Source organism: Sphaerisporangium aureirubrum (genome assembly GCF_042658925.1).
GTDB classification, from domain to species: domain Bacteria; phylum Actinomycetota; class Actinomycetes; order Streptosporangiales; family Streptosporangiaceae; genus Sphaerisporangium; species Sphaerisporangium aureirubrum.
Genome location: NZ_JBHSRF010000076.1, coordinates 1 through 22507, shown reverse-complemented (window position 1 = coordinate 22507; position 22507 = coordinate 1). Strand labels below are relative to the sequence as shown.

Below are 22507 nucleotides of genomic sequence, written 5' to 3'. Positions count from 1 at the left end.
CCGTTCATCGCAGCGCGGCGTCGATCTCCGCCCGGGAAGGCATCGAGGTCCCGGCTCCGGGACGTCGCACCGACAGCGCCGCCGCGGTGGCGGCGAACCGCAGTGCCTCGGGGCTCGGCCGCCCCTCGGCGCGGGCCACGGCGAGCGCGCCGGCGAAGGCGTCCCCGGCCGCGGTGGTGTCGACGGCCTGGACGGGTACGGCGGGCACGCTCAGCCGCTCCCCCGCCCGCGACCCGTACACGGCGCCCCGCGCGCCGAGCGTGATCACCGCCTCGGGGACCAGCTCAAGCAGCGCCTCCAGCGCCTCGCCGGGGTCGGTGCGCCCGGTGATCGCAGCGGCCTCGTGCTCGTTGGGGACGATCAGGGTGACCGCGTCCAGCAGCTCGGCGGGCAGTTCCCTGGCGGGTGCGGGGGTGAGCACGACGGGCACCGTCGCGGCGCGGGCGGCGGCCACCACGGCGTCCATGGGCAGTTCGAGCTGGAGCAGCAGCGCGTCCGAGCGGGCGATGACGTCGAGATCCTCGGGGGTGGGCCCGGTCACGGTGCCGTTGGCGCCGGGGATGACGATGATGGAGTTCCCGCCGTCGTCGTCCACCACGATGTGCGCGATCCCCGACGAACCTGGCACGACCCGCAGCCGGGACACGTCCACCCCGGCGTCTTCGAGGGACGCCCGCAGCGCGGGCCCGAACGCGTCGTCCCCGACAGCTCCGATGAACGCGGCCCCCGTCCCGGACGCGCGGGCCGCCGCGATGGCCTGGTTGGCTCCCTTGCCGCCGGGGACGGTGGCGAACGAGCGGCCGGTCACCGTCTCCCCCAGTTTGGGTGCCATCGGGGTGTACGCCACCAGGTCCATGTTCGCGCTGCCGAATATCGAGATCACGTGAGCCTCCTCGAAGGACCGGCCAGGGCCAGCGTTCGCCCGGCGAGCGCGCCGAAGGTGGTTCCGTCGAAGCCGCGCAGGGTGGTCGTCACATGATCGCGCAGGTGCCACCGCGGGGGGAGCCGCCGGGCGCCGAGGATGCCGCCCATGACCGAGCCCACGGTGGCGCCCGCCGAGTCGGTGTCCCAGCCGCCCGCGACGGCGCCCGCCACGGCGGCGGTGAAGTCGCCGCGGGAGTGGATCAGGGCGGCGGCGATCAGGGCCGCGTTGTTGACGGTGTGCACCCAGTGCAGGCCGCCGTGCCGTTCGTACAGGCGGTCGGCGACGCGTTCGAAGCAGGGCTCGGTCCGGGCGTCGGCGACGGCCTCCCGCACGGCCACCGCCAGGCGGGACCCGGCGGGGATCACGGACAGCCCGGCGCCGACGACGTCGCGCACGGCCTGCGCGGGGTCGGGGCCGGTGGTGAGCGAGCGGGCGCACATGGCGGCGGTCATCATGGCGCCGTACAGGCCGTTGGCGGTGTGGGTGAGGCGGGCGTCGCGCCAGGCGGAGGCCGCGGCGGCGGCCGGGTCGCCGGGGTTGACCCAGCCGTGGACGTCGGCCCGGATGAGCGCGCCGATCCACTCGCGGAACGGGTTGCGGTATGTCGCGGTGGCCGGGGGTTCGAGGCCGTCGAGCAGGTTGCGGTACGCGACGCGTTCGGCGGTGAAGACGCGGCCGGCGGGCAGCTCGTCCAGCCACAGCCGGGCCACGTCGGCGGTGGTGAAGTCGCGGCCGTGGCGTTCCAGCAGGGTCAGCGCGAGCATCGGGAAGTTCAGGTCGTCGTCCTCGGGGACGCCGTCGATGTTCTCGGCCAGCGAGGTGGTCGCGCTGCGGCGGTTCCACGGCCAGCGGGCGGCGACGTCGTCCGGCAGGCCCTTGGCGGTGAACCAGCCGCGGATGGGCCAGTTGCCGGTGGCCTCGGCGATCTCCCTGATGCCCTCGCGCGGGATCTTCTCCACGGGTTTGCCGAGCACGCACCCGGCGGCCCGGCCCATCCACGCGCCGAGCAGCCGGTCGGGCAGGTCGTCCCCGGCGGGGGTCGTCTCCGGGACGGACGCCGCGCCCGCAAGGATCTCCCGCAGGCCGGACGGCTCGGGAAGGGGTGAGGGGACGGCCGCGAGCTCGTCCAGCAGCTCGGCGGCCAGGGCGCGCGACGCGGCGGAGGCCGGGCCCGGGGAGGCACCCGCGCGGGGCGGCGCCGGGTGGCCGCCCGCGTCGTGCCAGCGGGCCGCGACGGACGCCACGTCCCTGCCGTCCTCGGCGGCCTGGCGCAGCTCGTGGCCGACGAGGTCCTCGGGCTGCACCCAGGTGAGCCGCAACGGTGTCACCGGGGCTCCCCGTCGAAGGTCAGGGACGCGAAGGCGGACTCGTGCGCGCGGCGGCGGGCCAGGTCGGCGGTGTGGAGGCGGCGGGCGACGCCGGCGATGGCGACACCGGGGGCGACCAGGTCGACGCGGCTGGCCTCCGACACCGGGTCGAGCCACTCGGCGGGGACGCACTTGGCGCCGCCGAGGGCACCGGCGACGGCGCCGCCCATGCTGGCGATGGAGTCGGCGTCGCGGCCGTAGTTGACGCCGCCGAGCACGGTGTCGCGGTAGTCGCCGCCCGCGATGAGCAGGAACGCCAGCGCCAGGGGCAGTTCCTCGATGCTGTGCACGCGGCTCGGGCGGCGGGCGCCGAGACCCTGGTCGCGGTAGGTGTCGGCGACCGTGTCGTACGGCGCCATGGCGCGGCGCAGCGCCTCGAACGAGCCGTCCCAGTGCGCGAAGTCCCTGGCGCGGTCGCACACGGCCTCGATGGCGGCCCGGGTGCCGTCGCGGGCGAGGCGCAGGCAGGTGGCGACCACCGAGTCGGGGGTGGCGCCGGGCCGCATCGCCTCGGCGACCGCGGCGGCCAGCACGCCCGCCGCCTCCCGGCCGTAGCTGGACTGGTGGGCGCCCGCCAGGTCGACGGCCTCGGCGTACGCGCCGTCGGGGTCGGCGGCGTTGACGACGCCGACCGGGGCCATGTACATGGCGGCGCCGCAGTTGACGATGTTGCCGACGCCGGCCTCGCGGGGGTCCACGTGGCCGTAGTGCAGGCGCAGGACCAGCCACTTCTCGGCGAGGAACACGCGGTGCAGGGGCAGCGCCTCTGCCTCCAGTTCGGGGATCCAGCGCTTCTCGCCCATCATCTCGGGCACCAGGTGGTCGGCGGCGGCGTACGCGTCGAGGTGCGCGCCGGCGCGTTCGTACACCCGGATCAGGGCGTGGGTCATGAGGGTGTCGTCGGTGACGTGGCCGTCGCCCTTGTGGTACGGCGCGATGGGGCGGGCGTTGCGCCAGTCCGGGTTGAACGGGGGGACGATGCCGGTGACCGGGCCGCCGTAGCGGCCGGTGATCTGCTCGGGGGTCCAGCCCTCGGTGGCGCCGCCGAGGGCGTCGCCGACGGCCGCGCCCGCCACGCAGCCGACGGCCTTGTCGGTCAGCAGGTCGTCCGGTCGTCCGGTCGCCGCTGTGTGGGACGTCATGCGAGTCCTTCCGCGATGTCGATGAGGTCGGTGCCGGCCAGGTCGGGCAGGGCACAGCCGATGAGGGTGCGGGCGGCCTCCCGCCAGCCTTCGGGGACGGCCCGCAGGCCGCCCGCGGCGCCGGTGAGGGCGCCGGTCAGGGCCGGGGCCGAGTCGGCGAGCGAGGGGAGGCAGGCGGCGGCGGGCACGGCCTCGGCGAGCCTGCCGCCGGAGACCTCGGCCAGGGCCAGCGCCACCGGCAGCGTCTGGGCCGCGGACACGCCGTAGCTGTAGACGTGGTCGAGCAGGGCGGCGTCCAGCGCGGGGACGGCGGCGAAGGCGCCGCCCGCGTGCCTGGCCGCCTTCAGCGCCGTCCGGGCCGCGTGGCCGATGGCCGTGTCCGGGGGCAGCTCGTCCAGCGCCGCCGCGACGGCCGCGGTGACGGGTGCGCCCGCCACCAGTTCCCGCACGGCGGCGGCCATCGCGACGGCGGCGAGCACGCCGTCGCCCGCGTTGGTGACCTCCGCGTCCGGGCGGGGGTCCATCCCGGCGGCGCCGAACGCGACGGCCCGTACCGCCGCGGCGTCGTCGAAGTGGTGCGGGTTGTCGTACCCGCTCACCGGGGGCGCCTTCCCGGCCGCGAGGTTGCCGAGGGCGGCCCGCACCGAGATCCGCACGCGCAGGTCGTCGCGTCCCGCCAGCCGTCCGAACGCCTCGGCCCGGTCCTCGTGCCTGGTCAGCGCCGTCCAGGCGAGCCACTCGGCGTCGTCGGACGGCCCCGTGGCCAGCGGCTCGGGCGGCTGGTTGAGCGCGAACGGCACCGGCAGCGTCGTCACCGCGTGCTCCTCGGCGAACCCGTCCAGCTCTCGCGCCAGCCGCCTGCTCCACGGCGCGTGCAGCCCGGACCTGTGCCGTGCCGCCGGCCACCCGGCGGCGTCCCCTGCGGCGAGCCCGATGAAGGCCCCCCGGATCCTGTCCCCCGAAGACATCTCCCTCTCCTTACCTGCCTCGCGCCGCGGCCTCGGCGAGCTCCGTGGCGACGTCCAGCACATGCAGCCCTTTGACACCCGGCAGGCACCGCCCCGCCACCGGCCCGATCTCCTTGGCCCACCGCTCCGGCACCCCGCCCTCGCCGCGCCCCGCCCCCGCGAGAGCGCCCGCGATGGCGGCCACCGTGTCGGCGTCCCGCCCGAAGTTGGCCCCGATCACCACGGACTCCTCCACGTCCCCCTCACCCAGGAGATACGCGGCGAACGCCAGCGCCACCGCCTCGGGCGCGAGATCCGTCCACGGGTAGTCCCGCACCACCACGGCCTCGTACAACGCCCCGATGTCCTGCGCCGACATGGCCGCGCGCAGGTTGCGGGCGGTCCACGAGTCCTCGGGGATCGCCGCCAGGGCCGCGTGGGCCACCTCGGGTGGTGGGGCGCCGGTCATGGCGACGGCGACGGCCGCCGCGACGGCCTGGCCGCCGTAGACGCCCTCGCCGTTGTGGCTGACGGTGCCGTCCTCGGCGGTCAGGCGGGCGGCCTCGGACGGGTCGCCGGCGGCGAAGACGCCGTAGGGGGCGGCGCGCATGGCGAGGCCGTCGGACCAGCCGTGGGAGTGGGTGAGGCCGGTCATGGGGGGGTTCAGGCCGCGGAGCAGGGCGCGGACGGTGCCGAGTTCGGAGAAGCCGGCGCCGCGCATCGGGCCGTCCATCAGGGGGATGACGCGGGTGCGGTACTCCCTCGCGACGTCGGCGGAGGTCAGGCCGTGGCCGTGGCGGGACAGCAGGGTGGCGGCGAAGATCGTGTACTCGGTGTCGTCGGTGCCGCCCGAGCCGGGTTCGATCTCGGTCAGGCGGCCCCAGCGGCGGGTGATCTCTTCGGGCGTGAGGTTCTCCGCGGGGCGCCCGAGGGCGTCGCCGGCCGCCAGGCCGAGCAGGCATCCTCGGGCGCGGGTCCTCAGCAGGTCGGGGGTCACCGGTTGTAACGCTCCAGCACCTTGTTGCCCTCCTCGACGAGCCGCTGTGCCGTCTGGTCGAGGGTGATCTTGCCCGCGAAGTACTCCTGCAACGCGGGGGTGGCGACCTTGCTCCGCCACTCGTCGAAGCCGTTGACCCGCAGGTACGGGGCCACCACCAGGTCCTTGGCCGACGCGGTCGCGACGTCCCAGCCGTTCTCGGTGGTGGTCATGGACGGGTCGCTCGCCGCCTTCACGCTGGTCGGCAGCAGCCAGTCGCCCTTGGCGAGCTTGGCCTGGTTGGTGCTGTTGAGGAAGTAGGAGATGAACTTGGCGGCCTCGTCGGGGTGCTCGCTGTCCGCGGACACCGACAGGGTCTGCGAGATGGCGGCCTGGTGGGAGCTGGTGCCCTTCAGCGGCGGGATGGTGATCCACTCGAAGCCCTCGGGGGCCTGCTCGACCACCTGCTGGCGCAGGTAAACGCCGGTGGGCAGCAGGGCGTACTTGCCGGCGTAGAACCCGGGCAGCGGGTCGGCGGTGCCCATGCCGAGCGTGGCGGGGTCGGCGGACTTGTCGGTGTGGAGCTGGTCGTAGATGCGCTGGAGCACCTCGCGCTCCTGCGGCCCGACCTTGACGGTGGCCTTCGTACCGTCCACCTGGAAGAACGTGCCGTCGAAGTTCAGCGCCAGGGTGAGCACCTTGTTGACCGGCGACTTCAGCGGCCACGCGACGCCGTAGGAGCCCTTCTTGGTGAGCTTCTTGCTGATCTCGGCGAACTCGTCCCAGGTCCAGGGGTCGGCCGGTGTCGGGATCCGCACGCCGGCGTCGTCCAGCAGCTTCTTGTTGCCGATGATGATCTGCGACTCCTGGAGGAACGGCACGCCGAACACCCCCTGCCCTCCCTTGCCGTCGGAGAAGGTGACGGTGTCCCAGGCGGGCTTCGGGATGTCCGCGGTCAGCTCGGCGGACAGCTTGCCGGTGAGGTCCAGCAGGTAGCCCCGCGCGGCGAAGCCCGCGAGGGCCGGGGAGTCGTCGTGGATGACGTCCGGCGGGTCACCGGCCTCGAAGGACGTGACGAGCTGGTCGTTGACGTTGTCCCAGCTCCCCTGGACGTACTCGACCTGGATGTTCGGGTTGGCCTTGTTCCACTCGGCGACGATCTCCTTGTTGGCGGCGACCGACTCCTTCTGCCAGGCCAGGCTGAGGAACTTCAGCCCGACCGGCGCGGAGGAGGAGGCGGCGCCGTCCCCGCCGCCGCTGGACGAGCAACCGGCGGTCAGCGCGACGATCGCCGCCGCGGCGACCGCGAGTGCGGTTCTGGTACGCAAGGGGCTTTCTCCTATCGAAACTGCTGCGGCTGGGGGTGGAGGAACAGGGGCGGCGTCATCCCTTGACGGCGCCGGCCATCAGGCCGGATCTCAGCCGCCGCTGGATGACCGCGAAGAAGGCCAGGCTGGGGATCGTGGCCAGCAGCGACGCCGCCGCGAGCGGCCCGAGGCGGGCCACCCCCTCGGCGCCGGTGAAGCGCACCAGGGTCAGCGGCAGCGTCGCCACGTCGGGATCCTTGAGCACGACCAGGGCGAACAGGAACTCGTTCCAGGAGGAGATGAAGGCGAACAGCGACGTGGCCACCACCCCGGGCGCGAGCAGCGGCGCGACCACCCGCACCAGCGCCCGCAGCCGTCCGGCGCCGTCCACGGCCGCGGCCTCCTCCAGCTCGCGGGGCACCGCCCGCACGTACCCCTGGAGCATCCACAGCGCGAACGGCAGCACGAACGTGACGTGCACGACGGTCAGCCCGGCCAGGGTGTTCACCAGGTCCAGGGTCCGCAGCACCATGAACAGCGGGATGATGATCAGGATGAACGGGAACACCTGGCTGACCAGCACCCACCCGGTGGCCGCCTTCCCGAGCAGCGACCGGTGGCGGGCCATGGCGTACGCGGCGGGCAGCGCGAGCACCACGGTCAGCAGCGAGGCGCTCACCGCGACGACCAGGCTGCGCAGCGCGGCGCCGAGAAGGTCCTGCTCGGCGAACGCGTCGGCGAAGTTGCTCAGCACCGGGTCGCGCGGGATCCAGGTCGGCGTCAGGCTCGCCATCTCGCGGGCGGTCTTGAACGCGGTGGACATCAGCCACACCAGCGGGAACGCCAGGAAGACGACGTAACCGGCCAGGGCGAGGTACTGCAAAGGCCTGCGCATGTCAGTGCGCCTCCCGCATCTGCCGCCTGATGTAGAGGCCGAGCACGGCCAGCACGACGATCACGATGGCGACGCCGAGCGTGGCGGCGTAGCCGAAGAAGCCGTAGCGGAACGCCTCCTCGTAGGCGAACAGCATCGGCAGCCGGGTGCGCCCGCCGGGCCCGCCCTGGGTCAGCACGTACACCAGGCCGAACTGGTTGATGTTCCAGACGAAGTCCAGCGAGGTGATCGTCACGATGATGGGCCGCAGCTGCGGCAGCGTGATGCTCCAGAACGACCGCCAGGACCCGGCGCCGTCCACGTGCCCGGCCTCGTACAGCTCCCTCGGGATGGTCTGCAGCCCGGCGAGCAGCACCACGGTGGTCTGCGGCATGCCGGTCCACACCCCGACGACGATCACCGCGGGCAGCGCGACGGAGAAGTCGTTCAGCCAGTCGACGTTGTGGGAGATCAGCCCGGTGTCGCGCAGCAGGCCGTTGAGTATGCCCGCGTTGGGGTGGTAGACGAGCCGCCACATCAGGCCGATCACCACCGGCGGCATGGCCCACGGCACCAGCGACAGCACCCGGGCGAGGCCCCGCAGGCGCAGGTTCTCGTTGAGCAGCAGGGCGAGGCCGAGCGAGGCGGCGAACTGGAGCGCGGTCACCGACACCGCCCAGATCAGGCCGATGCGGAACGAGCCCCAGAAGTCGGCGTCGGTGAGCAGGTCGCCGAAGTTGGCCACGCCCACGAACGACGTCACGGCGCCCCGGCCGGAGCGCGCGTCGGTGAAGGCCAGGTAGATGCCGTACAGCAGCGGCCCGACGCTGAAGATCAGCACCGGGACCAGCGCGGGCAGCATCAGCAGCAGGGCCTCTCGCCCCTGGCGGTTCTTCGTCCCGGCGAGGCGCGGCGCGGCGGCGCGGGTGGCGGTGGCGGTCATCGGGCCTCCTCCCCCGCGGTGGAGGCCCGGACCACCAGGTGGGGACGTACGGTGACCACGCGCGGCGGGCCCTCGCCGCCGCGCAGCCGGTCCAGCAGCAGCTCGGCGGCGACCCGGCCGCGTTCGGCCGAGCCGAGGGAGACGCTGGTCAGGGCCGGCCACGTGAGGGTGGCGAGGTCGGTGTCGTCCATGCCGGCCACCGCGACGTCCTCGGGGACCCGGCGGCCCGCGGCGCGCAGCACGTCGAGCGCGCCGGCCGCGATCAGGTCGTTGGCGCACAGCAGGGCGTCCACGTCGGGGGCCCGCCTCAGCAGGCGGGCCGTGGCGCGGGCGCCGTCGGCGCGGTAGAAGTCGCCCACCTCGGCCAGCCGGGGGTCGTGCGGCAGGCCGAGCGCGGCGAGCGCCTCGGCGTAGGCGGCCGAGCGGGCGGCGCCGGGGACGGTGTCGGTGGGGCCGTTGACGAAGCCGATGCGGCGGCGGCCGATGGCGTGCAGGTGCTCGACGGCCAGCCGGACGCCGGTGCGGGAGTCGGTGCGCACGTTGTCCACCGGGGTGCCGTCCGGTGCGCCGCCGATGACCACGATGGGGGCGCGGGCGGCGGCGAACATCTCCAGGTGCTCGGGGGTCATCCGCAGCGGCACCATGATCAGGCCGTCGATGTACCGCTCGCCGAGGCCGCGCAGCACCTCGATCTCGTCGGCGGTGTCGGTGTCGGTGGAGTGCAGCACGAGGCGGTACCCCGCCGCCTTGATGAGCGGCTGGATCTCGCGGATCATCGCGAGGTACGCCGGGTTGCCGATGTCGGCGATGGCGAAGCCGACCTGGTTGCTGCGCCGCGACTTGAGCGACCTGGCCGCGGAGTTCGGCGCGTATCCGAGCTCGCGCGCGGCGTCCAGCACCCTGCGCTCGGTGTCCGCCCTGGTGGGCAGCCCGTTGAGCACGCGCGACACCGAGGCGATGGACACCCCGGCACGCTGGGCGATCGTCGTGATCGTCGGCTCCTCGGTCACCTGGTCCCCTCGGTCGGCGTAGACGGTAAACGTTTACAGTAACCGCCGGATCGAGCAGGTGTAAACGTTTACGGTGTGCGGCCATGAAACATGCCCGTAACGGCAACCGTCAAGTCACAATCCCGTAAAACGGCCGTCCCTTATGGGAAACCCCAGGTGGAAGCGCCTCAGTGAACGTGCCCGCGGGCCGGGTCGCGGGGGTTGGCGCGCAGCCACGCGAGGCGGTCGCGGCTCTCGTCGTCCATGGGTGTGTAGACGACCATGCGGGTCTCCGGCGGCGAGGCCAGCGCCATGCTGGTGGAGGTGGTGCGCACCAGGCCGGCTCCGGACGGCTGGAAGATCTTCATGCGGGTGCCGGGACGGGCCACCTCGTGGTCGGCCCACATGCGGGCGAAGTCGGGGCTCGCCGCGGACAGCCTGCGCACGAAGCTCTCCCAGGACGGCTCGCCGAGGTGGCGGACGAACGCCGACCGCAGTGTGGCCACCATCAGCGGGCGTTCCTTCTCGGCGTGCAGGATCGGGTTGCAGCACGGCGGGCACATGAAGCACTGCCAGATGGCGTTGCGCTCGGGCAGCCCGCGGGAGGTCAGCGTCGGGAACAGCACGGCGTACGCGGCGTTCCAGGCCAGCAGGTCGTACCGGCTGTTGTACACGCAGGCGGGCAGCGGATCGAGGTTGTCCAGGATCTCGTGCACCTCGGCGCCGAGGTCCTCGCCGGCCCCGTGCTGCGGCACCTCGGGCACGTCGGCCAGGCGGTACAGGTGTTCGCGCTCGGCGGAGTCGAGCCGCAGCGTGCGGGCGACGGCGTCCAGCACCTGCACGCTGGCGTTGATGCGGCGGCCCTGCTCCAGCCAGGTGTACCACGTGACCCCGACCCCGGCGAGCTGCGCCACCTCCTCGCGCCGCAACCCGGGGGTGCGGCGGCGGGGCCCCGGCGGCAGCCCGACGTCGCCCGGGGTGATGCGGGCGCGGCGGCTGCGCAGGAACGCGGCCAGCTCGGCGCGCCGTGGAGCGGTCGTGGTCACGCGGTCCATACTGCCCCGTGAGCGGACATCGTGCCAGGTGGTGGCGGTACCAGGATAACCAGGCTCTCACTCCCCGTATCCCCGGCGGGCCACGATGACCGGCGTGACAATCATCGCTCCACCCCTGAGACGTCCGGCCGTCCGCACGTCCCGCGGGATCCTCGGCGTCGTGCTGATCGGGCAGTTCATGGCGATCCTGGACGTGTCCATCGTGAACGTCGCCGCCCCGACGATCCGCACCGACCTCGCCGCGTCCGGCTCCGGCCTCCAGCTGATCATCGCCGGGTACACCGTCGCGTACGCCATGCTGCTGATCACCGGGGCCCGGCTCGGCGGGCTGACCGGGCCGCGGCGGATGTTCCTGCTCGGCCTCGCCGTCTTCACCGCCGCGTCGCTGGCCTGCGGGCTCGCGGGCTCGGAGACGGCGCTCATCGTGTTCCGCCTCGCGCAGGGGGCCGGGGCGGCCCTGATGGTGCCGCAGGTGCTGAGCGTCATCCAGCTGCGCTTCGAGGGGACGGCGCGGGCCAGGGCGCTGAGCGCGTACTCGGCGGTGCTGGCGGGCGGCATCGTGGCCGGGCAGGTGCTCGGCGGGGCGCTGGTCACCGCCGACCTGTTCGGCACCGGCTGGCGGCCGGTGTTCCTGGTCAACGTGCCGATCGGCGTCGCCCTGCTGGTGGCGGGGGCGCGGCTGCTGCCCAAGGACCACGTGCCGCGCGACCAGGGGGTGGACCTGCCGGGGCTGGTGATCCTGTCGGCGGCGGTGTCCCTGCTGGTCGTGCCGCTGGTGCTCGGGCACGAGCGGCACTGGCCGCTGTGGGGATGGGTGTCGATGGGGGCCGGCGTGGCGCTGGTGGCCGTGTTCGTGCCGGTGGAGCGGCGGGCCCGGCACCCGCTGATCCCCGGACGGCTGCTGCGCGCCCCCGGGCTGGTGCCCGCGACGATCGCCATCTTCATGGCGATGCTCACCTGGGGCGGGTTCCTGTTCGCCGTGGCGCTGCATTTGCAGGGCGGGCTCGGGGACGACCCGCTGCGGGCCGGGCTGACCTTCGCGCCAGGCGCGGCCGGGTTCGCCGTGGTCAGCCTGACCTGGCGACGGCTGCCCGAGCGGCTGCACCGGGCGCTGATCCCGGCGGGGTTCACGATGGCCGCCGCCGGATACCTCGGGATCGCCGGGGTGCTCTCCGGCGGCGGGCACGGGGAGCCGTGGCTGGAGGTCCTGCTCGCGGTCAGCGGGGCCGGGCTCGGCGCCGCCTACAGCCCGCTGTTCACCGTGGCGCTGGCCCGGGTGGCGCCCGCGGACGCGCCGGACGCCAGCGGGCTGCTCGCGACGACGCTGCAACTCGGGCAGGTGGTGGGGGTGGCGGCCCTCGGCACCCTGTTCCTCGGGCTCGGCGCTTCCGCGCACGCCATCGGGGTGACGGGCGTCGTGCTCACCGTTCTGGCGCTGGCCGGCGCCGCGTGCGCGGTTCCGCTGCTCACACGAGGCGGCGCCAGACGTCGATCGTGAGGACGGGACGCATGCCCGCCGACAGGTAGAGGTCGAGCGCCGGGGAGGTGTTCTCGGAGTCCACGTGCAGGTAGGTGCCCGCGCGGCCCCTGAGCGCGTCGGCGGCGAAGGCGCGGCGCAGCAGCAGGCGGCCGAGTCCCCGGCCGCGGAACTCCGGCAGCACCGCCAGCACCCGGACGTAGCCGCAGTTCTCGTCGGAGACGAACATGTCCGAGCCGAGCAGCATGCCCGCGGGCGCGCCGCGCACCGTGGCCAGCAGGAGCTGACCCCAGTCGTGCGTGCTGGACGCCTCGAACTCCTCGCGCCACCCGGGGTACTCGCGGGCCACGAAGCCGAAGTGCTCCGCGAACCCCTTCTGGTGCACCTGGTGCGCCGCCCGGACCTGCGCGTCGGTCTCCGCCCGCCGCACCTCGGCCCCGTCCGGCGCCGGGACCGGGTCGACGGGGCCGTCGTGGTCGATCCGCAGCCGATGGAAGCTCCGCTCGGCCGCGAAGCCGTACCGCTCCGCCCACTCCCGTTTGCCGGTGTCCTCCCGGTAGATCCCGATGTCGGCCATGGCGCGCGGCGCCCCCGGCCCGGCCGCGATCTCCCGTGCCCGCCCCAGCACCGTGTCCCACAACCAGCCCGTCACCCGCGGGTCCTGCGAGCACACCTCGATGTCGCTGTCCCCGCCGTCGCCCTTGCGCCGCGCGTACCCCCAGCCGACGACGCCGGCGTCCCGGAGCACCACCCAGGCGTCCCGCCCGCGGTCCAGCGACGGGTCGGACAGCTCGTCGGTCACGTCGTCGAGCGTCATGTCCGGATGCCCCAGCACCTCGGCGTCGCACGCGGAGATCAGCCCGTGGATCGCCGACGCGTCCTCCACCTCGGGCCGCCGCACCTCGTATGTTCCGTCGAGCCGCCCGTTCTCACCGTTCTCGTGCACGAAACCCGTTCTACACCCCACCCCGCTCCGCCCCGAAGCGATTTATCGGCGGGCCCGGGCCCCTGAGCGGGTGAACCGGAGAACGCGAACCGGCCACGCGTTAGGCTGATCGGTCATGGTACGCACCCGTCTCTATCGCCACGGGGCTCTTGAGGCCGAGGGGTTCCCCGTCGCCGAGGTGTCCGACTACCTGAACGATCCCTCCGCCACCGTGTGGTTCGACCTGCTCAGCCCGACCCCGGAGAAGCTGGCCGTCGTCAGCGAGGAGCTCGGGCTGCATCCGCTGGCCATCGAGGACGCGCTCCACCCGCACCAGCGGCCGAAGATCGACGTCTACGAGAGCCATCTGTTCATCACGGTGTACGTGGTCACCCTCGCCAACGGCGGGCTCGACCTGTCCGAGGTGTCGATCTTCGTGACCAAGAACGCCCTGGTCACCGTGCGCACCAGCGACTCCTGCGACATCGACGCCATCACCGCCCGCTGGGACAGCACCGCGCGCATGGCCAAGCACGGCGTCACCTTCCTGCTGCACGGCCTGCTCGACTACGTGGTGGACGGGCACTTCGACGTCGCCGAGGCCCTGGACGACCGGGTGGAGAACCTCGAGGACCAGCTTTTCACCGACAACCCCGCCGACGGGCGGGCCATGCAGCGCCAGATGTTCGACATCCGCCGCACGACGGTCCGCTTCCGCCGGGTCGTGGTCCCGATGCGTGAGGTCGTGAACAGCCTCATGCGCCGCGACCTGGACATCGTCTCCCCCGAGATGGCCCCCTACTACCAGGACGTCTACGACCACGTCCTGCGGGTGTCGGAATGGACCGAGTCCCTGCGCGAACTGGTGGGCAACGTCTACGAGACCCACCTCAACCTGCAGAGCAACCGCATGAACGACATCATGAAGCGCGTCACCAGCTGGGCCGCCATCATCGCCGTCCCCACCGCGATCACCGGTTTCTACGGCCAGAACATCCCCTATCCCGGCTTCGCCCACGCCGCCGGCTTCTGGACCTCCACCATGCTCATCGCGGTGATCTCCGTCGCCCTGTACCTCGTCTTCCGCAAGAACGAGTGGCTTTAGAAGCACACCCGCACGAGAAACGAACGGCCGCGGAGCGCCTTTTTCACGCGACCAGAACACTTTCCACGCGAGAACCGCACGGGCCCGCGCACCTCACGCGCGAGAAACTCGGGGCCTAGGAGCGGAGAGCGCCCCGGCCGTCCTGAATCGCGTGCCATTCCTCGTCCGACATCGGCGGTGTCCCGAGGGAACGCGCCGCCTCGTCCAGGTCGGCCCGGTTCAGCCGCCAGCAGTGCATCAGGCGCTCGGCCCGCCGGCGCTGGCGTTCGCTCGCCACGATCAGTGCCATCGCGGCCCGCACCCGTTCCATGATCCCGCGATTCACCCGGCACCTCTCCCCGAGTTCCCCCACCGCCCCGGCCTCCCCGGGAACGTCCCCCATCGTCACGGCAGACGCTCTCCCTCCCCCATGCCCCCTCGCCGCCTCCTCGCAACTCGGCGTACCGCCCCGCCACCCGCCGCGCCGTCGTGACCGGATCGTCGGCCGGGCTGTAGCAGTACGTCCGCCGCCGCGTCGTCTCCGACACGCCTCCCGACCACCAGAAGTAACAACTCCCGTCCGTCCAGGCCACCAGGTCCGCGCACACCTCCACCAGCGCCAGCCCCATGCCCTCGTGCACCTCGCCACTGATCCCGTGCCCCTCCAGCACCCGGCTCAGCCGATGCGCCGCCCAGGCCGCCGCGTGCCGTCCCTCACCACTCACGACCGCCGCCCGAGCACCACAAGAGAAACGCCATACAACGAACGTAGAAATTTCCCCGGTAACCGGCAAGAAGGTTCCGGAATGTTGCTGCACATCGCACGACAGAAGCCGCACCAGTACCATGAAACATTCGACCTCAGGCGAGAGCGACGCTTTTCGGCGTCCGAATCAACGTTGCACGGTCGCGCCGTATATCGACCTGTGCCCTACACATAATTGGATGCCATCTATGGCAGGCGTGGAATATCTACTGTGGGGACTTTTCGGCGGTTTCGCCGTTGAGGGCCTGGAGTTCGCGGGCGCGATCCGCCGCTCCGGGAAATGGCCCTGGAAGGAGCCCCACGAGATCGTCCCGCTCATCGTTTCGGTGATCATCCGCTTGCTGGTGGGCGGCGGGCTCGCCGCCGCGGCGGGCGCCGCACAGCAGATCAACGGCCCCTTCGGCGCCTTGGCCATCGGCGTGGCCGCCCCCCTGATCATCGAGCAGCTCACGTCCCAGATCTCCCTCACCGGTGCCACCGGCGGCACGCTCCCGCTGGTGGGCGCCAGCGCCGAGCGGGCGGCCGACCCCGCCGGGGGCGGCGATGCGGGCTGACACCTTCGCCGGCCGCCTGGTCGCCGCCCTCTCCCGCCGCGACCCGGCCTTCGGCACCCGCCCCGACCTGTCCTTCGCCGCGAGCCGCCGCTGGCTCGCGGCCTTCACCCGCCGGACCGCCCCCTTCGCCCCCGCCTCAGTGGCCTCCCCGCGGGACCGGCCCGCGACCGGTGACCGGGCTCCCGCGACACCCTGGCACAAGCGAACGGTCCCCATCTGGGTCCCCGTCCTGTGTTCCCTGACCGTCGCGCTGATCATGCTGATCCCGTACGCCGTCCGCCAGTCCCGCGCCGCCCCGGCCCCGATCACTCCCCCGTCGTCCGGCGGCCCCGACCGCACGGACTTCGCCTCCGCCCTCCCCTCGTCACATGTCATCAGCGTGGACATAGAGTCCTGGGACGGCGTGAAAGCGATATTTCGGGTACGCACTACCGACCGCCGCCCCGTCAGCCTGAGCGCCATGATGTCCCGCTCGGACACCGAGTCGCTTCCCGTCATCACACGCACCACGAGGCTCTCCGGCAGCGACACCTACCAGCGCCTCCATACCTACGAGCCGCCTCCCTGCGGAGTGACCGAGACCCGGGTGCTGACCGGCGTCACCACTCCCGCCGCGCGGGACGGGTGGTCCACGGCGACGGCCACCGCGGCCGGCCCACGGTGCCCCTCCTTGGAGACGCTAGCGGTCACGATGAAGAACCCGTCGCTCACGGTGACCTGTGGCAAGAAGGCCGAGATCATCGCCATCGTCGGCACCAACGGCGCCGCCGGGACGCTCCGGTACCAGTGGCTCCGGAGCGACAGTAAGACACCGATAACGGGCGAGGAGACGGTCTCCGGCAGTGAACGTCTGCTGACCTTGTCCCTCGACTGGACGTTCACCGGCAAAGGCACCACCCGCCACACCGCCACCCTGCGCGTCCTCGACCCCGTGCCCTCCGGGTCACCCCCGGAGGCCACCACCACCATCACCTATTCCTGCTGACCATCACCCATTCCTGCCGGGCCGGAACCTTCCTCGATCGCGCGCGGTATCAGCGATGCCGGACCCGGCAGAGCGAGAGGAAGCCCGCCTGATGAACCCCAGCCACCCTTCACCGTTCGTCCGCGTCGTGGTGGCCGCCGCGTTACTGGGCACCGCTCTCGCCGCATGCTCCAGCACCACCGCGGCACCGGCGACCTCCCCGCCCGCGCTCCGGGCCACGCCGCTGGGTGCGCGGCCCAGCCCGCCGGCGAGCGAACCGGTCACGCGGCATCCGGCGCCTACCGCCGCGCGGGGGGCGGACGGCTGCCCCGTGACCCGGCCCTCGGACCGGAAGACCGACCCGCCGCCGGAGGTGCCCGGCAGGGGGGACCGGTGGTACGGCGGGGGCCGGCTCTGGGTCTCCCTGCCGGATCCGGAGTACCGGGCGGAACGGCAACCGGACGGCTACTACGCGCTGAAGGTCGGCTGGTGGCGTCTGGCGGAAGGCCAGCTGCACATCACCGTCAACCGGAGTGAGGTCGAGAAGGGGACCTTCATCCCCGAGGTGCCCTCCGGCTACGGCCCCACCGGCTTCCAGCCCACCGGCCTCACCTTCTCCAGCCCCGGCTGCTGGCACATCATCGGAACCCTGGCCGACACCGAGATCGACTTCTGGCTCCGGATCCCGTGACCTAGCGCTCGGCCGCCGCGGGCACCAGGCCGTCCGCCACCAGGCCGGTGAGGACGGCCTCGCCCAAGGCCTGTACGGCCGACTGCGGGCGGACCATCACGGTGAACTCCTTGATCAGGCCCGCCTCGTCGAACTGGAGCATGTCGATGCCGTGGATCTGCTTGCCGGCGGCCGTGGCGCGGAACAGCAGGATCTCGGCGTCCGTGTCCTGGCCGTCGGCGCTGGTCTCCGCCGTGCCGGTGAGACGGCCGATGTAGCGGAACTCCTCGAACGTCCGGAGCAGGACCCCGAACAGGCCCATCACCAACGGCTTTCCGACGAACGGCGTGAACTTCACAGGGCTGTAGAACCGGATGTCCTCGGCGAACAATGCGTCCAGCGCCCCGAGATCCCGCTTCTCCACCGCGGCGCGGAAACTGTCGGCGGTCGTCACAATGGCCTCCATGATCAAGAGCGTTCTTCATACCCGCTCATTGTGGTACGAGCAGGGCCATCCGTACCGCGTCAGGCCGGGACGAACATCGGGGTGAGCGACACCGGCAGATGTAACGCGCCGTCGCGGATCTGGACGGGAGGGACGGCGCCAAAGGCGTCGACGGCGGTGGCCGTGGCGGACGGCCAGGGCCAGGTGGCATCGCCACCCGCCTCCCATCTGGAACAGAGACATCGGCGACCACCTTTACGTTGTAGATTTCGATGCTCCCTTCGACGGCCAGGAGCACGGACCAGGCCCGAATGGTTCTGCTGGAGGATGGGCTTGAGTCTCCCGTGAGGGGAGGCGCGAGGGTGGGGGCATGGACGGCGACACGCTCTACACGATCGGGGCGCTGGCCCGGCGGACCGGGCTCACGGTGAAGACCATACGGTTCTACTCCGACCGCGGGATCGTGCCGCCGACCGGCCGCAGCCCGGCCGGCTACCGGCTCTACGACCTGCGCGCGCTCGCGCGTCTGGACCTCATACGTTCGTTGCGCGACCTGGGGCTGGAACTCGCCGTCATCCGGCAGGTGCTGGACCGGGAGATCTCGGTGCCCGAGGTCGCGGCGGCGCACGCCAACGCTCTGGACGTGCAGATCCGCACCCTGCGACTGCGTCGCGCGGTGTTGCGAGCGGTGGCCAAGCGGGGCTCCACACCTCAGGAAATGGATCTCATGCACAAGGTCGCGAAACTCTCCGACGACGAGCGCCGGCGTCTCGTCAACGACTTCATCGACGACACCTTCGGGGGGCTGGACGCCAACCCCGCCCTCGTGGACATGATGCGCACCGCCATGCCCGACCTGCCGGACGACCCCGAACCCGATCAGGTCGACGCCTGGGTGGAGCTCGCCGAGCTCACCCAGGACCCGGACTTCCGCACCGCGGTGCGCCGGATGGCCGAGTACCAGGCGGCCGAACGCGCCGAGGGCGACACCACCGGCCTGCACCACGAGCTCACCGAAACCGTCCGCCGGCAGGTCGGCGACGCCCTCACCGCCGGCATCGCCCCCGCCTCGGCCGAGGCGGCACCCGTCGTCGACGCCCTCACCGCCCGTTACGCGCAGGTCTTCGGCCGTGCCGACGACACCGGCCTGCGCCGCTGGCTGCTGACACGCCTGGAACTCGCCAACGACCCGCGCGTGGAACGCTACTGGCATCTCCTCGCCGTGATCAACGGATGGCCCGTCCCGCCGAGCCTGACGCCGATGTTCGCCTGGTTCATCGCGGCCATGCGCGCCGATCTCGAACCGTAGCCCGGCGGGTCAGAAGTCGCCCTCGGCTACCTGGAGGACGGTGAGGCCCAGGGAGCGCCACATGGCGACGACGGTCTTCCTGTCGTCGATGACGCCGGTGATCTCCTGGTGGGCGAAGTGCCGGCGGTAGATGTCGCGTTTCAGGCGGAAGTCGGGGCGGTTGTCGTGGTCGGGGCGCATCCACAGGCCCTCGGTGCGGTCCCAGTGGCCCACGTGGGTCGCGAGCCAGAGTTCGGTCTGCCTGCGGCAGCGTTCCTTGCGGCCGGAGAGGTAGGCGACGCGGTGGTCCGCCTGGATGAGGGCCTGGACCACGAGGATCACGGGGAGGTTCGGGAGGTCCTCCCCGACGCGGTCCCAGTCGTAGGGACTGCGGTCGCCCTTCAGGGCCAGGGTCCCGTCGATGTCGACCAGCCACATGCCGGGCTCGCCTCCAGGGGTCAGGCGCCGGAGGGACGGCGGGCGTAGACCTCGATCTCGATCTTCATGCGAGGGTCGGAGAGGCCGCACTGGATCATCGTGGCGGCCGGGGGCGCCGCGGCGAAGGCGCCGCGGAGGGCGGGCAAGCAGGGCTCGAAGTCGTCCCGGTCGGGGAGGATGTACCGGACGCGGACGACGTCGGCGAAGGTGCAGCCCGCCTCGGCCAGGGCGGCCTCGATGTTACGCAGGCACTGCTCGACCTGGTCGACGATGTCGTCGGAGATGGTCATGGTGCGGTAGTCGAATCCGGTGGTGCCGGAGACGTGGACGTGGTCGCCGTCCACCACCGCCCGCGCGTACCCGACCTGTTCCTCGAAGGTGGAGCCGCTGAAGATCGCTCGACGCTCGGTCATGGACGAACGGTAGAAGATCGGGAGTGGCCCGTCCAACCCCATATTCAGTAGCCATGGCGATAGTAGCCATGTACAGTAAATCTCCATGACCACGGAGGAGGGGCCGACGACGGGATATCTCGTCTGGCGGCTGGCGAACAGATGGCGGGTGGCGGTGGACCGGGCGCTGGCGCCGCTCGGGCTGACGCACAGCCAGTACGTGGTGCTGTCCTCGCTGTACGGGATGCGGCGCGCGGAGCTGTACCCGAGCCAGCGCGAGCTGGCCGACCACACCGGGCTGGAGGCGCTGTACGTGTCCAAGCTGGCCCGCGCGCTGGAGGCCGACGGGCTCATCGAGCGCACCCGCGACCCCAGGGACACCCGGGCGGTCCGTCTCACGCTCACCCCCAAGGGCCAGGACGCCGTCCGCCCCGCCATCGGCATCGTGCGGAAGCTGGTGGACCGCCTGCTCCAGCCGCTCGGCGGGCGGGACGACCCGCGTACCGCGGCGTTCGTCCGCGACCTGACGGCCCTGCTGGACGCGCCGCCCGACCTCTCCGAGAGCAAAAGGGACCCCGATGCCTGAGACACGTGTGCTCGACTCGACCATCCACCACGAGGACTCCGGGAGCGGGACGCCGTTCGTGTTCCTGCACGGCAACCCGGCGTCATCCCACCTGTGGCGGGACGTCCTGCCCCGGATGGGCCCCGGAAGGATGCTGGCGCCCGACCTCATCGGCATGGGCCGCTCCGGCAAGCCCGACATCCCCTACCGCTTCGCCGACCACGCCCGCTACCTCGACGCCTGGTTCGACGCGCTCGGCCTGGACCGCGTCGTGCTGGTCGGCCACGACTGGGGCGGCGCGCTCGCCTTCGACCACGCGGCCCGCAACCCCGGCCGCGTCCTAGGGATCGCCTTCCTGGAGGCGATCGTCAAGCCCATGTCCTTCGACGACCTGTCCCCGCAGGCCAGGAAGCGCACCGAGCTGATCCGCAGCGACGCCGGCGAGGACCTGATGCTCGACCAGAACCTCATGGTCCGCCAGGCCTTCACCGGCGGAGTGCTCACCCCGCTCGGCGAAGGAGAACTGGCCCCGTACCTCGCCCCCTACCCCACCCGCGACAGCCGCCGCCCCCTGCTCGCCTGGGCCCGCCAGTTCCCCCTCGACGGCGACCCCGCCGACCTGGTCGTCCGCATCGAGGCGTACGACGCGTGGCTCGCCAAGAGCACCGGCGTCCCCAAACTCCTGATGACCTTCGAAGGCTCCCCCACCCTCCTGGTCGACCACCGCATGGCCGCCTGGTGCACGGAGAACATCGCCGCACTCGAAACCGTCCACTGCGGCCCCGCCGGCCACCACGCCCCCGAGGACCGCCCGCAAGAGATCGCCGCCGCCGTCAACGCCTGGGCCGACCGTCACGCCCTGCGCTGACCCTCCGAAATCCCCGGCACTGAACGTTTCACCCCCACCGCGCGTCCACCCGCCTTCCGCCCAGCTCACCACCGCTTTCGATCGCTCCACCACAACGTGATCTATCCGCCGCGACCGCCCGATGCGATGCTTCCGCCAGCCCGACCCGAGCCGCCCGGGGACTCCCCCGCAAGGTCGCTCATCCCGCTGGAGGAACCATGCGCACGGTACGAACTCTCCTGGCCTCGGCCATCCTGGCCGCCGGTCTCGCGATCACCCTGACCGCCACCCCCGCCCACGCCGAGACACTCCGCAACGTCTACTACACCAGCTCGGAGTGCTACCGCGTCGGCAACCTCGGCGTGTCAAGCGGCTGGTGGACCTACTACCACTGCGACCTCCAGTACAACTTCTGGTTCCTCTACGCCTGATCCTCACGAAGGGCCTCCCCGTCCGCGGCGGGGAGGCCCTTTCGCGCGTCCGGGGCCCCGGACGGCCCGTGCCGCGACACCGGGGTTAGCGTTGCGGGTGATCGGGCTTCGACGGCGCGGGAGGGCGATATGGAATACGTGCGGCTGGGGCGGACCGGGATGAAGGTGTCGCGGGTTTGCCTGGGGATGATGAGTTTCGGGGATCCGGAGCGGTGGCAGGGGTGGGTGCTGGACGAGGAGGGGGCCAAGCCGCTGGTGCGGAAGGCCGTGGAGGCGGGGGTGACGTTCTTCGACACGGCGGACGTGTACTCGTTCGGGACGTCGGAGGAGGTCACGGGACGGCTGCTGCGGGAGTTGTTCCCCCGGCGGGAGGACTACGTGCTCGCCACCAAGGTGTTCTTCCCGGTCGGGCAGTCGGTCAACGACTCGGGGTTGTCGCGCAAGCACATCTTCGCGGCGATCGACGCGTCGCTGAAGCGGCTCGGGACCGACTACGTGGATCTCTACCAGATCCACCGGTGGGACGATCACACGCCGATCGAGGAGACCATGGAGGCGCTGCACGACGTGGTGCGGGCCGGCAAGGCGCGGTACATCGGGGCCTCGACGATGTTCGCGTGGCAGTTCGCGAAGGCACAGCACGTGGCCGAGGCGAACGGGTGGACGCGGTTCGTGTCCATGCAGAACCACTACAACCTGCTCTACCGGGAGGAGGAGCGGGAGATGGCGCCCATGTGCGTGGACCAGGGGGTCGGGATGATCCCGTGGAGCCCGCTGGCGCGTGGGTTGCTGGCGCGGGCGGGGAGCGGTGACCAGGGGACGACGCGGACCGAGGTGGACGGGCGGATCGAGGAGCTGTACGGGGGGCCCGGGGACGCGACCGTGCTGGAGCGGGTGGCGCGGGCGGCGAAGGAGCGCGGGGTGCCGGCGGCGCGGGTGGCGCTGGCCTGGCTGATGGCGCAGCCGGGGGTGACCGCTCCCATCATCGGGGCGACCAAGGAGCGGCACGTCGACGACGCGGTGGCGGCCGTGGAGCTGTCCCTGAGCGATGAGGAGCTGGCGTCCCTGGCCGAGCCGTACGTGACCCGGCCGGTCAAGCACTGAGGCGGTCGGCCGGGGCGCGCGCGGCGGCGGGC

The 22507-nt window shown here is 72.3% G+C and carries 25 protein-coding genes; 10 read left to right on the top strand and 15 right to left on the bottom strand.

The window, feature by feature from the left end:
• Nucleotides 1-4: 4 nt before the first annotated feature.
• The 10 genes from ACFP1K_RS33250 to ACFP1K_RS33205 form a co-directional block, all read right to left on the bottom strand.
• The gene (locus ACFP1K_RS33250; RefSeq protein WP_380760891.1) at nt 5-883 is read right to left on the bottom strand and encodes a ribokinase; all 879 of its coding nucleotides are present in this window, start codon (nt 881-883) and stop codon (nt 5-7) included.
• Nucleotides 880-2253 carry an ADP-ribosylglycohydrolase family protein gene (locus ACFP1K_RS33245; protein ID WP_380760889.1) on the bottom strand — a complete coding sequence of 458 codons (1374 nt, stop codon included), beginning with the start codon at nt 2251-2253 and terminating at the stop codon, nt 880-882. Before ACFP1K_RS33245 ends, ACFP1K_RS33250 begins: the two co-directional genes overlap by 4 nt.
• Nucleotides 2250-3434, bottom strand: a complete 1185-nt coding sequence (locus ACFP1K_RS33240; RefSeq protein ID WP_380760887.1) for an ADP-ribosylglycohydrolase family protein — start codon at nt 3432-3434, stop codon at nt 2250-2252. Before ACFP1K_RS33240 ends, ACFP1K_RS33245 begins: the two co-directional genes overlap by 4 nt.
• Nucleotides 3431-4402: an ADP-ribosylglycohydrolase family protein gene (locus ACFP1K_RS33235; protein WP_380760885.1), complete on the bottom strand. Its 972-nt coding sequence runs from the start codon at nt 4400-4402 to the stop codon at nt 3431-3433. Before ACFP1K_RS33235 ends, ACFP1K_RS33240 begins: the two co-directional genes overlap by 4 nt.
• A 10-nt stretch (nt 4403-4412) precedes the next feature.
• Nucleotides 4413-5378 (bottom strand): ADP-ribosylglycohydrolase family protein, encoded by a 966-nt coding sequence (locus ACFP1K_RS33230; RefSeq protein ID WP_380760883.1) that lies wholly within the window; start codon nt 5376-5378, stop codon nt 4413-4415.
• Nucleotides 5375-6685 (bottom strand): ABC transporter substrate-binding protein, encoded by a 1311-nt coding sequence (locus ACFP1K_RS33225; RefSeq protein ID WP_380760881.1) that lies wholly within the window; start codon nt 6683-6685, stop codon nt 5375-5377. The genes ACFP1K_RS33230 and ACFP1K_RS33225 overlap by 4 nt, the downstream gene beginning before the upstream one ends.
• A 55-nt stretch (nt 6686-6740) precedes the next feature.
• Entirely contained in the window at nt 6741-7559 is an 819-nt protein-coding gene (locus ACFP1K_RS33220) for a carbohydrate ABC transporter permease (protein ID WP_380760879.1), read from the bottom strand.
• Nucleotide 7560: 1 nt separating this feature from the next.
• The gene (locus ACFP1K_RS33215; protein WP_380760877.1) at nt 7561-8481 is read right to left on the bottom strand and encodes a carbohydrate ABC transporter permease; all 921 of its coding nucleotides are present in this window, start codon (nt 8479-8481) and stop codon (nt 7561-7563) included.
• Complete coding sequence (locus ACFP1K_RS33210) at nt 8478-9491, bottom strand: LacI family DNA-binding transcriptional regulator (RefSeq protein WP_380760875.1); 1014 nt, start codon at nt 9489-9491, stop codon at nt 8478-8480. Before ACFP1K_RS33210 ends, ACFP1K_RS33215 begins: the two co-directional genes overlap by 4 nt.
• Before the next feature lie 167 nt (nt 9492-9658).
• Entirely contained in the window at nt 9659-10525 is an 867-nt protein-coding gene (locus ACFP1K_RS33205; protein ID WP_380760873.1) for a helix-turn-helix transcriptional regulator, read from the bottom strand.
• 85 nt (nt 10526-10610) lie between these two features.
• On the opposite strand from ACFP1K_RS33205, the gene ACFP1K_RS33200 reads away from it, so the two are divergent.
• Nucleotides 10611-12023 (top strand): MFS transporter, encoded by a 1413-nt coding sequence (locus tag ACFP1K_RS33200; protein ID WP_380760871.1) that lies wholly within the window; start codon nt 10611-10613, stop codon nt 12021-12023.
• Here the strand turns inward: ACFP1K_RS33200 and ACFP1K_RS33195 are convergent.
• Nucleotides 11992-12948 (bottom strand): GNAT family N-acetyltransferase, encoded by a 957-nt coding sequence (locus tag ACFP1K_RS33195; RefSeq protein WP_380760869.1) that lies wholly within the window; start codon nt 12946-12948, stop codon nt 11992-11994. The genes ACFP1K_RS33200 and ACFP1K_RS33195 overlap by 32 nt on opposite strands.
• A 115-nt stretch (nt 12949-13063) precedes the next feature.
• On the opposite strand from ACFP1K_RS33195, the gene corA reads away from it, so the two are divergent.
• On the top strand, nt 13064-14032 hold the full coding sequence (gene corA, locus ACFP1K_RS33190) for a magnesium/cobalt transporter CorA (RefSeq protein ID WP_380760867.1): 969 nt from the start codon (nt 13064-13066) through the stop codon (nt 14030-14032).
• A 115-nt stretch (nt 14033-14147) separates the two neighbouring features.
• Here the strand turns inward: corA and ACFP1K_RS33185 are convergent, their stop codons facing one another.
• On the bottom strand, nt 14148-14420 hold the full coding sequence (locus ACFP1K_RS33185) for a hypothetical protein (protein WP_380760865.1): 273 nt from the start codon (nt 14418-14420) through the stop codon (nt 14148-14150).
• Nucleotides 14421-14974: 554 nt separating this feature from the next.
• On the opposite strand from ACFP1K_RS33185, the gene ACFP1K_RS33180 reads away from it, so the two are divergent.
• The 3 genes from ACFP1K_RS33180 (at nt 14975) to ACFP1K_RS33170 (ending at nt 16986) form a co-directional block, all read left to right on the top strand.
• Complete coding sequence (locus ACFP1K_RS33180; protein WP_380760863.1) at nt 14975-15331, top strand: hypothetical protein; 357 nt, start codon at nt 14975-14977, stop codon at nt 15329-15331.
• Nucleotides 15321-16316, top strand: a complete 996-nt coding sequence (locus tag ACFP1K_RS33175; protein WP_380760861.1) for a hypothetical protein — start codon at nt 15321-15323, stop codon at nt 16314-16316. The genes ACFP1K_RS33180 and ACFP1K_RS33175 overlap by 11 nt, the downstream gene beginning before the upstream one ends.
• 91 nt (nt 16317-16407) lie before the next feature.
• Entirely contained in the window at nt 16408-16986 is a 579-nt protein-coding gene (locus ACFP1K_RS33170; RefSeq protein WP_380760859.1) for a hypothetical protein, read from the top strand.
• A 1-nt stretch (nt 16987) separates the two neighbouring features.
• Here ACFP1K_RS33170 and ACFP1K_RS33165 read toward each other — a convergent pair whose 3' ends face one another.
• Nucleotides 16988-17431 carry a nuclear transport factor 2 family protein gene (locus ACFP1K_RS33165; protein WP_380760857.1) on the bottom strand — a complete coding sequence of 148 codons (444 nt, stop codon included), beginning with the start codon at nt 17429-17431 and terminating at the stop codon, nt 16988-16990.
• A 349-nt stretch (nt 17432-17780) separates the two neighbouring features.
• On the opposite strand from ACFP1K_RS33165, the gene ACFP1K_RS33160 reads away from it, so the two are divergent.
• Nucleotides 17781-18719, top strand: a complete 939-nt coding sequence (locus ACFP1K_RS33160; RefSeq protein WP_380760855.1) for a MerR family transcriptional regulator — start codon at nt 17781-17783, stop codon at nt 18717-18719.
• A gap of 9 nt (nt 18720-18728) precedes the next feature.
• On the opposite strand, the gene ACFP1K_RS33155 is transcribed toward ACFP1K_RS33160, so the two are convergent.
• Together ACFP1K_RS33155 and ACFP1K_RS33150 are read right to left on the bottom strand one after the other, a co-directional pair.
• A complete protein-coding gene (locus tag ACFP1K_RS33155; protein ID WP_380760853.1) occupies nt 18729-19136 on the bottom strand; it encodes a phosphatase domain-containing protein in 408 nt (135 codons plus the stop codon).
• Between the two features lie 20 nt (nt 19137-19156).
• Nucleotides 19157-19549, bottom strand: a complete 393-nt coding sequence (locus ACFP1K_RS33150) for a RidA family protein (protein ID WP_380760851.1) — start codon at nt 19547-19549, stop codon at nt 19157-19159.
• 85 nt (nt 19550-19634) lie between these two features.
• Between ACFP1K_RS33150 and ACFP1K_RS33145 the strand changes: the two genes are divergently transcribed.
• From ACFP1K_RS33145 to ACFP1K_RS33130, 4 genes are all read left to right on the top strand, one after another.
• Entirely contained in the window at nt 19635-20114 is a 480-nt protein-coding gene (locus ACFP1K_RS33145) for a MarR family winged helix-turn-helix transcriptional regulator (protein ID WP_380760849.1), read from the top strand.
• A complete protein-coding gene (locus ACFP1K_RS33140; protein ID WP_380760847.1) occupies nt 20107-20961 on the top strand; it encodes a haloalkane dehalogenase in 855 nt (284 codons plus the stop codon). The genes ACFP1K_RS33145 and ACFP1K_RS33140 overlap by 8 nt, the downstream gene beginning before the upstream one ends.
• 197 nt (nt 20962-21158) lie before the next feature.
• On the top strand, nt 21159-21371 hold the full coding sequence (locus ACFP1K_RS33135; RefSeq protein WP_380760845.1) for a hypothetical protein: 213 nt from the start codon (nt 21159-21161) through the stop codon (nt 21369-21371).
• A 129-nt stretch (nt 21372-21500) separates the two neighbouring features.
• Nucleotides 21501-22475 carry an aldo/keto reductase gene (locus ACFP1K_RS33130; protein WP_380760843.1) on the top strand — a complete coding sequence of 325 codons (975 nt, stop codon included), beginning with the start codon at nt 21501-21503 and terminating at the stop codon, nt 22473-22475.
• Nucleotides 22476-22507 lie beyond the last annotated feature (32 nt).